We start from the raw sequence: 12,180 nt of genomic DNA, 5'->3' as shown, positions 1-12,180 counted from the left end.
CACCCGCGCTATCGTCGCGGCATGCCATCGGCCGTCCTCGCTCCCGCCACGCGGTCTCTGAGCGCGCGCCGACGCCGCGACGGCCGCCGACTCTAGGCGACCCCGCGCTCCTGCCTGCTTGCGCATGGCGGTCGAGCGGCGGTGTCGCCGCTCCGGCCCCAGACCCTCCCAGCGTTAAGGTAGAAGCATGACGTACACCGTCGCCGTTTCCGGCGCATCCGGCTATGCGGGCGGCGAGATCCTGCGCCTGCTGGCAGCTCACCCCGACATCGAGATCCGCACCGTCACGGCGCACTCGAACGCCGGTCAGCCGCTGATCCAGCATCAGCCGCACCTGCGCTCACTCGCACACCTCACCCTTGAGGACACCTCGCCCGAGGTCCTCGCCGGTCACGACATCGTGTTCCTCGCCCTGCCGCATGGGCAGTCCGGGCAGTACACCGACGCCCTCGGCTCGGTGCCGCTCGTCATCGACGCCGGAGCCGATCACCGGCTCACTTCGAAGGAATCCTGGGACGCCTTCTACGGCGGGGAGTACCACGAGCCGTGGGCGTACGGCGTACCGGAGCTCCTCGTCGACCCCCAGCGCGAGCGGCCGAACGAGCCGATGAAGCAGCGCGAGAACCTCGTGGGCACGTCACGCATCGCCGCCCCCGGCTGCAACGCCTCGACCGTGAGCCTCAGCCTCGCGCCCGGCGTCGCCGCCGGCGTCATCGATCCGGGAGACATCGTCTCCGTGCTCGCCGTCGGCCCATCCGGCGCGGGCAAGAGCCTGAAGACCAACCTGCTCGGCAGCGAGATCCTCGGCACCGCCAACCCGTACGCGGTCGGCGGCACGCACCGTCACATCCCCGAGATCCGCCAGGCGCTCGCCGCAGCATCCGGGGCGGATGCCGACGGCATCCGCATCTCGTTCACCCCCGTGCTGGTGCCGATGTCGCGCGGCATCCTCGCCACCTCGACCGCACCGATCGCAGGCGGTGTCACCGACGCGCAGCTGCGCGACGCGTGGGAGAGCGCCTACGCCGGCGAGACCTTCGTGCAGCTCCTCCCGGAAGGCGAGTTCCCGCGCACGGCCGACGTGCTGGGCGCGAACACGGCGCTGATCGGCCTCGCGATCGACCGCGCGGCGAACCGCGTCACGGTCGTGACCGCGGTCGACAACCTCGTCAAGGGCACCGCGGGTGCCGCCATCCAGTCCATGAACATCGCGCTCGGCCTCCCCGAAGACCGCGCGCTCTGTGTAAACGGAGTCGCACCGTGAGTGTCACCGCCCCCGCAGGATTCGAGGCGGCCGGTGTCGCCGCAGGCCTGAAGAGCACCGGCAAGCCCGATGTCGCCGTCGTCGTGAACCGCGGGCCGCGCAAGGTGGGAGCTGCGGTCTTCACCAGCAACCGCGCCAAGGCGAACCCCATCATCTGGTCGCAGCAGGCCGTGGCCGACCGCGTGGTCGAGGCCGTGGTGCTCAACTCGGGCGGGGCGAACTGCTTCACCGGGTCGTTCGGCTTCCAGACCACTCATCAGACCGCCGAGAAGGCGGCCGAGCTGCTCGGCGTCAGCGCCGGCGACGTGCTCGTCTGCTCGACCGGCCTCATCGGCACCGGCGACGAGGTGTTCCGCGCCAAGGTCCTCGCCGGCACCGAGCAGGCCGTCGCCGAGCTCTCGGCCGACGGCGGGGAGCTCGCGGCCCAGGCGATCATGACCACCGACACCGTCGCGAAGACCGCCATCGTCAGCCGCGACGGCTGGACGATTGGCGGTATGGCGAAGGGCGCGGGCATGCTCGCCCCCGGACTTGCAACGATGCTCGTCGTGATCACGACGGATGCCGTGCTCGAACCGCTCGAGGCGGACGCCGCGCTGCGCGGTGCCACGGGGCGCACCTTCGACCGCCTCGACTCCGACGGCTGCATGTCGACGAACGACCAGGTGACCCTCCTCGCCAACGGCGCGAGCGGCATCGCCCCCGACCTCGACGTCTTCGGCTCGGCGCTGGCCGAGCTCTGCCAGGAGCTCGCGGTCAAACTGCAGAGGGACGCCGAGGGCGCCAGCCACGACATCACGATCGAGGTGCAGGGCGCCGCATCCGAAGCCGAGGCCGTCGAGGTGGGACGCTCGGTCGCCCGCAACAACCTCTTCAAGGCCGCGATCTTCGGCAACGACCCTAACTGGGGTCGTGTGCTCGCTGCGATCGGCACGACGTCCGCGCAGTTCGACCCCTACGACGTCGACGTTTGGATGAACGGCGTGCGGGTGTGCACCGAGGGCGGCCCCGACCGACCTCGCGAGGAGGTCGATCTCACGCCTCGGGCCACGCACCTCGTGATCGATCTCAAAGTCGGCGAGGCCACGGCATCCGTCCTCACCAACGACCTCACCCACGACTACGTGCACGAGAACAGCGCCTACGCCTCATGACCGACATCCAGGACACCCCGGCCGATATCGCTGCGGTCAAGGCCGAGACGCTCATCGAGTCGCTGCCGTGGCTGAAGAAGTTCCGCGACCAGATCGTCGTCGTCAAGTACGGCGGCAACGCCATGGTCTCCGATGAGCTGCAGGAGGCCTTCGCCCAGGACATCGCGTACCTCCGCTACGTGGGCGTGCAGCCGGTGGTCGTGCACGGCGGGGGCCCGCAGATCTCCGACATGCTCGGACGGCTCGACATCCCCAGCGAGTTCAAGGGCGGCTACCGGGTCACCACGACCGAGGCGATCAGCGTCGTGCGCATGGTGCTCACCGGGCAGGTCAACCCGCAGCTGGTGTCGAAGATCAACTCGCACGGCCCGATCGCGACCGGTCTCAGCGGCGAGGATGCGGGCCTCTTCGGCGGTCGCCGCCGCGGCGTCGTCGTCGACGGCGAAGAGGTCGACCTCGGCCGTGTCGGCGATGTCGTGCAGGTCGACCCGACCGCGGTGCTCGATCACCTGGCGGCGGGACGGGTACCAGTGATCTCCTCGATCGCGCCCGACCTCGATCACCCCGGGCAGTCGCTCAACGTGAATGCGGATGCCGCGGCTGCAGCCCTCGCGGTCGCCCTGGGGGCGCGCAAGCTCGTGATCCTCACGGACGTGGCAGGCCTCTACGCCGACTGGCCCAACCGCGACTCGCTCGTGTCGCATCTCACCTCGGACGCCCTCATCGAGATGCTGCCGAGCCTGGAGTCGGGCATGATCCCGAAGATGCGGGCATGCCTCGACGCGGTCGAGGGCGGCGTCGACGCCGCGGCGATCATCGACGGACGGGTGCCGCACTCGGTGCTCGTCGAACTTTTCACCAGCAAGGGAATCGGAACAGAAGTGGTCTTGGGAAGCGCAGGGACGCAGGCATGAGCAATTGGCAGGAAGACGCAGCGAGCGACCTGGTACTCAACGCGGGGCCGCGACTGGCGATGCTCACCCGCGGCGAGGGGTCGTACCTGTGGGATGCCGAGGGGAAGCGCTATCTCGACTTCCTCGCCGGGATCGCCGTGCTCTCCCTCGGGCACGCGCACCCCGTGTTCGTCGAGGCCGTATCCCGCCAGGCGGCCACTCTCGCTCATGTGTCGAACTACTTCGCCACGCCCCCGCAGCTCGCCCTCGCCGCCCGGCTCAAGCGCCTGGCCGGCACCGGTATCGACGGGCGCGTCTTCTTCTCGAACTCGGGAGCCGAGGCCAACGAGGCCGCCTTCAAGCTCGCCCGTCTGCACGGCGGGACGGACAAGCCGCGCATCATCGCGCTCGAGAACGGCTTCCACGGCCGCACGATGGGCTCGCTCGCGTTGACGGCGAAGGCCTCGATGCGCGCGCCTTTCGAGCCGATGCCTGGGGGCGTCGAGCACATCCCTGCGACGGTCGAGGCCCTCGAGGCGGCGATCGACGACCGCGTGGCGGCCGTGATCGTCGAGCCGATCCAGGGCGAGGCCGGTGTCGTCGAACTGCCGGAGGGCTACCTCCAGGCCGCGCGCGCGCTCACCCTGAAGCACGGCGCGCTGCTCATCGTCGACGAGATCCAGACCGGGGCCGGGCGCACCGGTGCCTGGTTCGGCTTCTCGCACGAGGGCATCACTCCCGACGCGATCACCCTCGCCAAGGGCATCGGCGGCGGCTTTCCGATCGGGGCGCTCGTCACCTACGGCGCCGCGAGCGCGCTGTTCACCCCCGGATCGCACGGGTCGACCTTCGGGGGGAACCCGCTGGCGACCGCGGTGGCGGATGCCGTGCTCACCGAGATCGAGAACGCCCGGCTCGTCGAGAACGCGGCCTGCCGGGGGGAGGAGCTGCGCGAGATCATCGCGGGCATCGGCTCTCCGCTGGTCGAGGAGGTGCGCGGCCGCGGCCTGCTCATCGGCGTCGGCCTCGGCGCACCCGTCGCGGGTGATGTCGTCGCGGCTGCGCAGGAGTGCGGGCTCATCGTCAACGCCGCCAACCCCCAGACCGTGCGCATCGCACCGGCGCTCACCATCGGCGACGCTGAGCTCGCCGAGTTCCGTGAGCTGTTCGCCGCCGCGCTCGCCGCCGTGTCGGCATCCCTCGACACCTCCGGAAAGGCCTCCGCATGACCCGCCACCTGCTGCGCGACGACGACCTGACCCCCGCCGAGCAGGCGGAGATCCTCGATCTCGCCATCGAACTGAAGAAGGACCGCTGGGCGAACAAGGCGCTCGCGGGCCCGCAGACCGTCGCTGTGATCTTCGACAAGTCCTCCACCCGCACCAGGGTGTCCTTCGCCGTCGGCATCGCCGACCTCGGCGGCTCCCCGCTCATCATCTCCACGGCGAACAGTCAACTGGGCGGCAAGGAGACGCCATCCGACACCGCGCGCGTGCTCGAGCGCCAGGTCGCGGCGATCGTGTGGCGCACCTATGCGCAGGCGGGACTCGAGGAGATGGCCGCAGGCACCAGGGTCCCGGTCGTCAACGCGCTCTCCGACGACTTCCACCCGTGCCAGCTGCTCGCCGACCTGCTCACCATCCGCGAGCACAAGGGCGAGCTGAAGCGTCTCACGCTGACATTCTTCGGCGACGGGCAGAGCAACATGGCCCACTCCTATGCGCTGGCCGGCGTTACAGCGGGCATGCACGTGCGCATCGCGTCCCCGGCCGACTACGCACCCCGCGCCGACGTCGTCGAGGCGGCGGATCGGCGGGCCGTCGAGACCGGCGGATCGATCACGCTCTACACCGACCCGATCGAGGCGGCCGCGGGCGCCGACGTCGTCGTCACCGACACCTGGGTGTCGATGGGCAAGGAGGAGGAGAAGATCGCGCGCATCCGCGACCTCGGCGGGTACAAGGTGACCTCCGAGACGATGGCGCTCGCCGACTCCGAGGCGATCTTCATCCACTGCCTCCCCGCCGATCGCGGCTATGAGGTCGACTCCGAGGTCATCGACGGTCCGCAGAGCGTCGTGTGGGACGAGGCGGAGAACCGCCTGCACGCGCAGAAGGCGCTGCTGGTGTGGCTGCTCGACAAGAACGAGAAGGCGGCCTGATGAGCGCGCAGAAGCACGAGGGCACGAACGAGGGTGCGCTCTGGGGTGCCCGCTTCGCGAGCGGGCCGTCGCCCGAGCTCGCAGAGCTCAGCCGCTCGACGCACTTCGACTGGATCCTCGCACCGTACGACATCGCCGGCTCCCACGCGCACGCCGCGGCCCTCGAGGCGGCGGGCTACCTCGAAGCCGACGAGGCGGAGCGGATGCATGCGGGCCTGGATGCCGTTGCTCGTAAGGTCGCCGCGGGCGAGATCGTGCCGCAGCCGAGCGACGAGGACGTGCACGGCGCTCTCGAACAGGCGCTGATCGCCGAGCTCGGCCCCGAGCTCGGCGGGCGCCTGCGCGCCGGACGCAGCCGCAACGACCAGATCGCCACGCTCGTGCGCATGTACCTGATCGACCACGCCCGCGTGATCGCGCGCGACATCCTCCGCGTCATCGACGCCCTCGTCGCGCAGGCCGAGGCGCATCCCGGAGCGATCCTGCCAGGACGCACGCATCTGCAGCACGCGCAGCCGGTGCTGCTCGCCCATCACCTGCAGGCGCACGGCTGGCCCCTGGTGCGCGAGCTGGAGAGGCTGGTCGACTGGCGCCGCCGCGCCGGGGTCTCGCCGTACGGCGGGGGAGCGCTCGCCGGCTCGACGCTCGGCCTCGACCCCGCTCTCGTGGCGACCGAGCTCGGGCTCGACCGTCCGGCGGAGAACTCGCTCGACGGCACCTCCGCCCGCGACGTGGTGGCGGAGTTCGCGTTCATCGCGGCGATGACCGGTGTCGACCTCTCGCGTCTGGCCGAGGAGATCATCCTGTGGAACACGCGCGAGTTCGGCTTCGTCACCCTGCACGACAGCTACTCGACTGGGTCGAGCATCATGCCGCAGAAGAAGAACCCCGATATCGCCGAGCTCGCACGAGGCAAGTCCGGCCGACTCATCGGCAACCTGTCGGGTCTGCTGGCGACGCTCAAGGGCCTTCCGCTCGCGTACAACCGCGACCTGCAGGAGGACAAGGAGCCGGTCTTCGACTCGGTGCAGACCCTCGAGGTCGTGCTGCCCGCGTTCGCCGGCATGGTCGCGACCCTGCAGTTCGACACCGAGCGCATGGCGGCCCTCGCCCCGCAGGGCTTCTCGCTCGCGACGGACGTCGCCGAGTGGCTGGTCAAGCGACGGGTCCCCTTCCGCGACGCCCACGAGATCTCCGGCGCGCTGGTGCGCGCCTGTGAGGAGCGGGGGATGGGTCTCGAAGACGCGGATGAGGCGCTGCTGCTGTCGGTGTCGCCGCACCTCGTGCCCGAGGTGCGCGAGGTGCTCTCGATCGAGGGATCCGTGGCGTCGCGCACCGGCGCCGGAGGCACGGCTCCGGCGCGCGTCGCCGAGCAGCGGGCCGAGCTCGTCGCGCGCGCACAGGCTGCGGCGCACGCCCTGGGAATCTGAGCCGCACATTCCCTCAGGGTGCATAGCCATGAACCTATAACCAATTCAGGCATAATAATCGAACTATTCCTGATATGGTTATGGCATGGTCATCGCCGTCATCGCCGATATCGTGGGTTCGCGCCGGCTCCCTGATCGCGCCGCGGCCCAGCGGCGCCTGGACGAGGCGATCGCCGCGGTCGAATCGGATGCGCCATCGGCGATCCATCCGCTGACTCCGACTGTCGGCGACGAGCTGCAGGGCGTCTATGGGCACCTCGGCGACGCGCTCGTGTCGTTGCTGATGATCCAGTTGCGGTTGCCCGCCGACGTCTCCTTCCGCTTCGGCATCGGGGTCGGCGAGGTGCGGGCCGTCGACTCGATGCACGGCGAACTCTCCGACGGTCCGGGGTGGTACGCCGCGCGCGAGGCGATCGAGACGGTCCACGAACGCGAGGATCGCGTCATGCCGAGCATGCGCACCTGGATTGTCGGTGCCCCGGGGCAGGATGAGGTCATGGACTCCACGATCGCCGCATCCAACGCCTATCTCCTCGTCCGCGACGAGCTCGTCGGCGCGATGAGCGACCGAGAGCGGCGCCTGGTGTACGGGCGGCTGGTCGGGCTCTCGCAGCACGCGCTCGCCGCCGAAGAGGGCATCACGCAGCCGAGCGTGTCGAAGGCCCTGCGCTCGGCAGGGGCCGTGGCTCTCATCGACGGCGCCGCGGCGCTGAGGGGAGTGGGTCGATGATCGCCGCGGGGCTCCTGCTGCTGGCGGTGGGCGCCGCCGATATCGTGCGTCAGTTCGCGCCGCGCCGGTGGATCGGCTATCTCACCGTCGCGATCATCCTGCTCGTCCTCGGCAGCGTGAGCGACGCGGTGCTGCCGATGATCTTCGCACTCGTCGCCGGCGCGCTGTGGGTCTGGTGCATGCCGACCCGGGGACGGGCTCCGATGAGCTTCTGGCCAGCGGTGATCCTCGGCGTCCTCGCCGTGGGAGCCGTGGTGTGGTTCGGCGATCGAGCGGATGCCGGGCTCCTCGGCGCCGTGTGGAACCCGCGTTCGCCTTTCGGAGCCGTCACCGTCGATCTCGCGGTGCTCGCGGTGGGTGCCGGAGCGTTCCTCCTCGAGTCGGCGAATCTCGTGGTGCGCACGGCGCTCGACGGCGAGCACACCTGGAGGCCGATCGAGCTGATGCGGGGAACCGGCGAAGAGATCGGTGCCGAGGATGCCGGTCAGGCGGACGGCACTGCCGACGTGACCGATGCCGAGGGCGGCGGTACTCCGCTCTCGCGGGGCGGCTTCCAGGGCGGTCGGCTCATCGGTCCGTTGGAGCGCGTGCTCGTGATGATCCTCACGCTCGCCGCGGCCTATCCGATCCTCGCCTCGATGCTGGCGGCCAAGGGCATCGTCCGCTTCCCGGAGATCTCGCGAGACGGCGAGACCGGCGCGCGTGCGGAGTACTTCCTGGTCGGGAGCCTGGTGAGCTGGGTGATCGGGCTGAGTGCGGCGTTCCTCGTCTGGTGGGCGGCGCACAGCTGAGCGACGTCCCCGCGCTGATAGCCTGGAGCGCGTGTCGAATTCTGATCTGACGGTCGCGCCGATCGCCCTCGACCCCGCGTTCGAGAACGTGTGGGACGAGCTGGTGTGGCGCGGACTCGTCCACGTGTCCACCGACCAGGAGGCGCTGCGCGCCCTGCTCGCCGGAGACCCGATCACGTATTACTGCGGCTTCGACCCGACCGCTCCCAGCCTGCACCTCGGCAACCTCGTGCAGCTGCTCACGCTGCGCCGCATCCAGCTCGCCGGCCACAAGCCGCTCGGCCTCGTAGGAGGATCGACCGGTCTCGTCGGCGATCCGCGTCCGACCGCGGAGCGCACGCTCAACACGCGCGAGACGGTGGCCGAATGGGTGGGGCGCCTGCGCATCCAGGTCGAGCGCTACCTCAGCTTCGAGGGCGACAATGCCGCGCGCATCGTCAACAACCTCGACTGGACGGCGCCGCTAAGCGCCATCGACTTCCTCCGCGAGATCGGCAAGCACTACCGCGTGGGCACGATGCTGAAGAAGGACGCCGTCGCCGCGCGGCTGAACTCCGATGAGGGCATCAGCTACACCGAGTTCAGCTACCAGATCCTGCAGGGCCTCGACTACCTCGAGCTGTACCGCCAGTACGACTGCGTGCTGCAGACCGGCGGCAGCGACCAGTGGGGCAACCTCACCAGCGGCACCGATCTCATCCGCCGCGCCGAAGGGGCCTCCGTCCACGCGATCGGCACCCCGCTGATCACGAACAGCGACGGCACCAAGTTCGGCAAGAGCGAGGGCAACGCGATCTGGCTCGATGCCGAGATGTGCAGCCCGTACCGGATGTACCAGTTCTGGCTGAGCACGACGGATGCCGATGTGATCGACCGGCTCAAGGTCTTCACGTTCCTCACCCGCGCCGAGATCGACGAGTACGCGGCACTGGTCGAGACCGAGCCGTTCCGCCGCGCGGCGCAGCGGCGCCTCGCGCTCGAGGTCGTCGCCACCGTGCACGGGCTCGAGGCGGCATCCGCTGTGATCGCGGCGTCCGAGGCGCTCTTCGGGCAGGGCGATCTGTCAGCCCTCGACGCGGCGACGCTGCGCACGGCGCTCGAGGAGCTGCCGAACGCGACGGTCACCGCGGGCACGGCGGTCATCGATGCGCTCGTGGCGACCGGTCTCGTGTCGAGCCTCGGCGAGGCGCGTCGCGCGATCGCCCAGGGCGGGGTCTCCCTCGACGGGGAGCGGATCGACGACGACACGGCGACGGTGGAGGGCTCGCTGTCCGGAGGCGTGTCGGTGCTGCGCCGCGGCAAGAAGACGCTCGCAGGCGTGTTCATCGGCTGATGCCCTTCACTCCCAGCCATGCGGTGGTCGCGCTGCCGTTCATCCGCACGCCGCTGGTGCCGGCGGCGATCGCGATCGGTGCGATGACCCCGGACCTGCCGCTGTTCCTCCGGGGCACGCCGCTGAGCTACGCCTTCACGCACACCTACGCCCACGTCGTGTGGACGGCGCTCGTCGCGTTCGTGCTGTTCCTGATCTGGCGCACGGTGCTGCGCCCGGCGGTTCCTGAGCTCGCGCCGGCGTGGCTGGCGCGCCGCCTTCCGTCCGACTGGTCGACGCCCGCGCTGCGCGCCGCCCGGGAGGCCGTCGTCGGCGACGGTTCGCGGTGGTACGCCGTGCTGCTGGCGGTGTCGCTCCTGCTCGGCGTCGTCTCGCACATCGCCTGGGATGCCTTCACCCACGAGGGCCGCTGGGGCGTGCAGGTGCTGCCGATCCTCGACGAGCAGTGGGGTCCGTTCACCGGATTCAAGTGGATGCAGTACGGATCAGGGGTTCTCGGTCTCGCCGTCATCGCCCTCTGGGCGGCGCTGCGGGTGCGCAGGGCCGTGCCTCGTGAAGGGAGCGGATCCGTTCTCCCTGCGGGGGTCCGCATCGCCTGGTGGATCTCCCTGCCCGTCGTGCTGCTGACGGCGTGGGTCCTCGGCCTCATCGCGTACGGACCGCTCACCGCGGAGTTCACCGTGCAGCATCTCGCCTATCGTGTCCTGCCGCCGGCGTGTGCGATCTGGGGTGCGCTCACCCTGCTGCTTTGCCTGTCGATCCCGCTCTTCCGCAGGGGTCACCAGCGCGGCTGATCCCCGCCCCACGGGCGAGGCGCGCGGAACTCGACGCCGGGAACGGCCGGCCTCGCCGTCGTCACCTTGTGGCCGGCGACATCGAAGGTCGCCGCGTGCGCTGCGGGATCGAACGGGTCAAGCGGCGCCGGGGCGTCCCTACGGGGCAGGCCGAGCAGCTCGGCGGCCATGCGGCGCAGCGAGGTGCGCGCGATCCAGCTGCCGCCTTCGGCCCCGCGCCGTCCGAGCAGATCGAGCACGGCGGCGGCGAGCAGATAGCCGGCGCTGTGGTCGAGCGCCTGCGCGGGCAGCGCGCCGGGGCGCACGCCGTCGGGCGACTCGGCCAGCGCGATGCCCGATTCCGCCTGCACGAGACTGTCGAACCCGGCGCGGTCGGGTTCGTCGACGCCCCACGCGCTCAGCTGCGCGACGATGAGGCCGGGGTGGCGTTCGATGATCTGCTCTGGGGCGAGGCCGAGGCGCGTGAGGGCTGCCGGTCGGTAGCCCACGACGACGACGTCGGCGCGGTCGAGCAGGTCATGGATGACGGGGGAGTGCGCATCGAGCAGGGCGGAGCGCTTGCCGTGTCCGGTGTCGAAGTGCTGGTACTCCGGCTCGGGGAGGTGAGGCGGATCGATGCGCAGGACGTCCGCGCCGAGGAGAGCGAGGCTGCGCGTGCACACGGGGCCTGCGATCACACGGGTGAGATCGAGCACGCGGACTCCGTCGAACCCTGCATCCGTGCGATGCGGGGCGCCCTCGGAGTCATGGCGCGTGATCGTGACGAGCGGAGAGCTGCGCAGAGCGGCATCGAGCTGTTCGTCCTCTGGTGACACGGCGACCGCGAGACCTCGGGTGCTGGTGATCCGCGCGACGGCGTCGTCGGTCGTGGTCTCGCGCAGCATCCGTTCGATGTCCGCAGGATCCTCGCCGACGCCCAGGGCGTCGATGAGGCGCCGGGCATGGTGCGGGTAGTTGCCGTGCGTGCGCATCCAGCCGTCGGCGCACTCCCAGAAGCGGGAGTACGCAGACCAGACCTCAGGGACGGCGCCGTCGACCGCGAACACGCGATCGCTCTGATAGGCGATGGCGATCCGCTCCGGATCGAGCGGATGCCGGATGCCGGCGGCTGTCGCGAAGGCGGAGACGCTGGACAGCGCGAACTGCGCCGTGGAGAGCCGGGAGGCGAGCGGAACGTCCATGCACGGAGCCTACTCCGCGGGCAGGAGCGAGGATTCGCCCACTGGTCTGGGGAAAGCCGCCCAGTGCGCCCCGCGACACGCCCGGGTGGGCTCGTTCGATTTGCGAGGGTGGGGGATCCCGCGTAAGTTATTACTTGTTCGCCCCACAGGGAAGCGGAGAGGCCGAGAGCCTTACCCCCCTCAAGCGGAGAACCACCTCCCACTCCACCTCACTTGTGAGATCAGGCGCGTGCGTCTAGGATGGGAGATCCACTCCTCCTGCGGCTGTCATCGGCTGCGCAGCGGATCATCGATCCGAAGAGCGCGTCGGTTTGACAAGCGCGTGAGGGTGGCTAAGATTGAGAAGTTGCCCTTCGGGCCTGGCTGTGGTGGCTGGGTTGGGGGAGCGTCCGATCCTTGAGAACTCAACAGCGTGCACTTGTCAAATGCCAAATTACCTCGCCTCGGCT

Annotated in this window: 11 protein-coding genes; 10 read left to right on the top strand and 1 reads right to left on the bottom strand. The window is 70.0% G+C overall.

Annotation, left to right across the window (positions count from 1 at the left end; all coding sequences use genetic code 11):
- Positions 1 to 187 precede the first annotated feature (187 nt).
- The 10 genes from argC to QM568_RS00520 all read left to right on the top strand — a co-directional run bounded on the left by argC (position 188) and on the right by QM568_RS00520 (position 10,550).
- Positions 188 to 1,264 carry an N-acetyl-gamma-glutamyl-phosphate reductase gene (gene argC, locus QM568_RS00565; protein ID WP_415134729.1) on the top strand — a complete coding sequence of 359 codons (1,077 nt, stop codon included), beginning with the start codon at positions 188 to 190 and terminating at the stop codon, positions 1,262 to 1,264.
- The gene (argJ, locus tag QM568_RS00560; RefSeq protein ID WP_415134728.1) at positions 1,261 to 2,418 is read left to right on the top strand and encodes a bifunctional glutamate N-acetyltransferase/amino-acid acetyltransferase ArgJ; all 1,158 of its coding nucleotides are present in this window, start codon (positions 1,261 to 1,263) and stop codon (positions 2,416 to 2,418) included. Before argC ends, argJ begins: the two co-directional genes overlap by 4 nt.
- Positions 2,415 to 3,332, top strand: coding sequence for an acetylglutamate kinase (gene argB / locus QM568_RS00555; RefSeq protein ID WP_415134726.1), 918 nt, complete (start codon positions 2,415 to 2,417; stop codon positions 3,330 to 3,332). The genes argJ and argB overlap by 4 nt, the downstream gene beginning before the upstream one ends.
- Positions 3,329 to 4,540, top strand: coding sequence for an acetylornithine transaminase (locus QM568_RS00550; RefSeq protein ID WP_415134724.1), 1,212 nt, complete (start codon positions 3,329 to 3,331; stop codon positions 4,538 to 4,540). The genes argB and QM568_RS00550 overlap by 4 nt, the downstream gene beginning before the upstream one ends.
- Entirely contained in the window at positions 4,537 to 5,472 is a 936-nt protein-coding gene (gene argF, locus QM568_RS00545; RefSeq protein ID WP_415134722.1) for an ornithine carbamoyltransferase, read from the top strand. Before QM568_RS00550 ends, argF begins: the two co-directional genes overlap by 4 nt.
- On the top strand, positions 5,472 to 6,902 hold the full coding sequence (argH, locus tag QM568_RS00540) for an argininosuccinate lyase (RefSeq protein ID WP_415134720.1): 1,431 nt from the start codon (positions 5,472 to 5,474) through the stop codon (positions 6,900 to 6,902). The genes argF and argH overlap by 1 nt, the downstream gene beginning before the upstream one ends.
- Before the next feature lie 85 nt (positions 6,903 to 6,987).
- Complete coding sequence (locus QM568_RS00535) at positions 6,988 to 7,632, top strand: SatD family protein (protein ID WP_415134718.1); 645 nt, start codon at positions 6,988 to 6,990, stop codon at positions 7,630 to 7,632.
- Positions 7,629 to 8,423, top strand: a complete 795-nt coding sequence (locus QM568_RS00530) for a hypothetical protein (protein ID WP_415134716.1) — start codon at positions 7,629 to 7,631, stop codon at positions 8,421 to 8,423. Before QM568_RS00535 ends, QM568_RS00530 begins: the two co-directional genes overlap by 4 nt.
- 31 nt (positions 8,424 to 8,454) lie before the next feature.
- Complete coding sequence (tyrS, locus tag QM568_RS00525) at positions 8,455 to 9,756, top strand: tyrosine--tRNA ligase (RefSeq protein ID WP_415134714.1); 1,302 nt, start codon at positions 8,455 to 8,457, stop codon at positions 9,754 to 9,756.
- Entirely contained in the window at positions 9,756 to 10,550 is a 795-nt protein-coding gene (locus tag QM568_RS00520) for a DUF4184 family protein (protein WP_415134712.1), read from the top strand. The genes tyrS and QM568_RS00520 overlap by 1 nt, the downstream gene beginning before the upstream one ends.
- Here QM568_RS00520 and QM568_RS00515 read toward each other — a convergent pair.
- Positions 10,535 to 11,731 (bottom strand): CoA transferase, encoded by a 1,197-nt coding sequence (locus QM568_RS00515; protein WP_415134710.1) that lies wholly within the window; start codon positions 11,729 to 11,731, stop codon positions 10,535 to 10,537. The genes QM568_RS00520 and QM568_RS00515 overlap by 16 nt on opposite strands.
- Positions 11,732 to 12,180 lie beyond the last annotated feature (449 nt).

Source organism: Microbacterium sp. (genome assembly GCF_047607465.1).
Taxonomy (GTDB): Bacteria; Actinomycetota; Actinomycetes; order Actinomycetales; family Microbacteriaceae; genus Microbacterium.
Note: the sequence above shows the minus strand (reverse complement) of the source record. Positions and strands in the feature narration are given on the sequence as shown.

Coding starts and splice junctions, on each gene's coding strand:
- argC (WP_415134729.1), top strand. CDS start 188: ATGACGTACACCGTCGCCGTTTCCGGCGCATCCGGCTATGCGGGCGGC.
- QM568_RS00530 (WP_415134716.1), top strand. CDS start 7,629: ATGATCGCCGCGGGGCTCCTGCTGCTGGCGGTGGGCGCCGCCGATATC.
- QM568_RS00520 (WP_415134712.1), top strand. CDS start 9,756: ATGCCCTTCACTCCCAGCCATGCGGTGGTCGCGCTGCCGTTCATCCGC.
- QM568_RS00550 (WP_415134724.1), top strand. CDS start 3,329: ATGAGCAATTGGCAGGAAGACGCAGCGAGCGACCTGGTACTCAACGCG.
- argF (WP_415134722.1), top strand. CDS start 4,537: ATGACCCGCCACCTGCTGCGCGACGACGACCTGACCCCCGCCGAGCAG.
- argB (WP_415134726.1), top strand. CDS start 2,415: ATGACCGACATCCAGGACACCCCGGCCGATATCGCTGCGGTCAAGGCC.
- QM568_RS00515 (WP_415134710.1), bottom strand. CDS start 11,731: ATGGACGTTCCGCTCGCCTCCCGGCTCTCCACGGCGCAGTTCGCGCTG.
- QM568_RS00535 (WP_415134718.1), top strand. CDS start 6,988: ATGGTCATCGCCGTCATCGCCGATATCGTGGGTTCGCGCCGGCTCCCT.
- argH (WP_415134720.1), top strand. CDS start 5,472: ATGAGCGCGCAGAAGCACGAGGGCACGAACGAGGGTGCGCTCTGGGGT.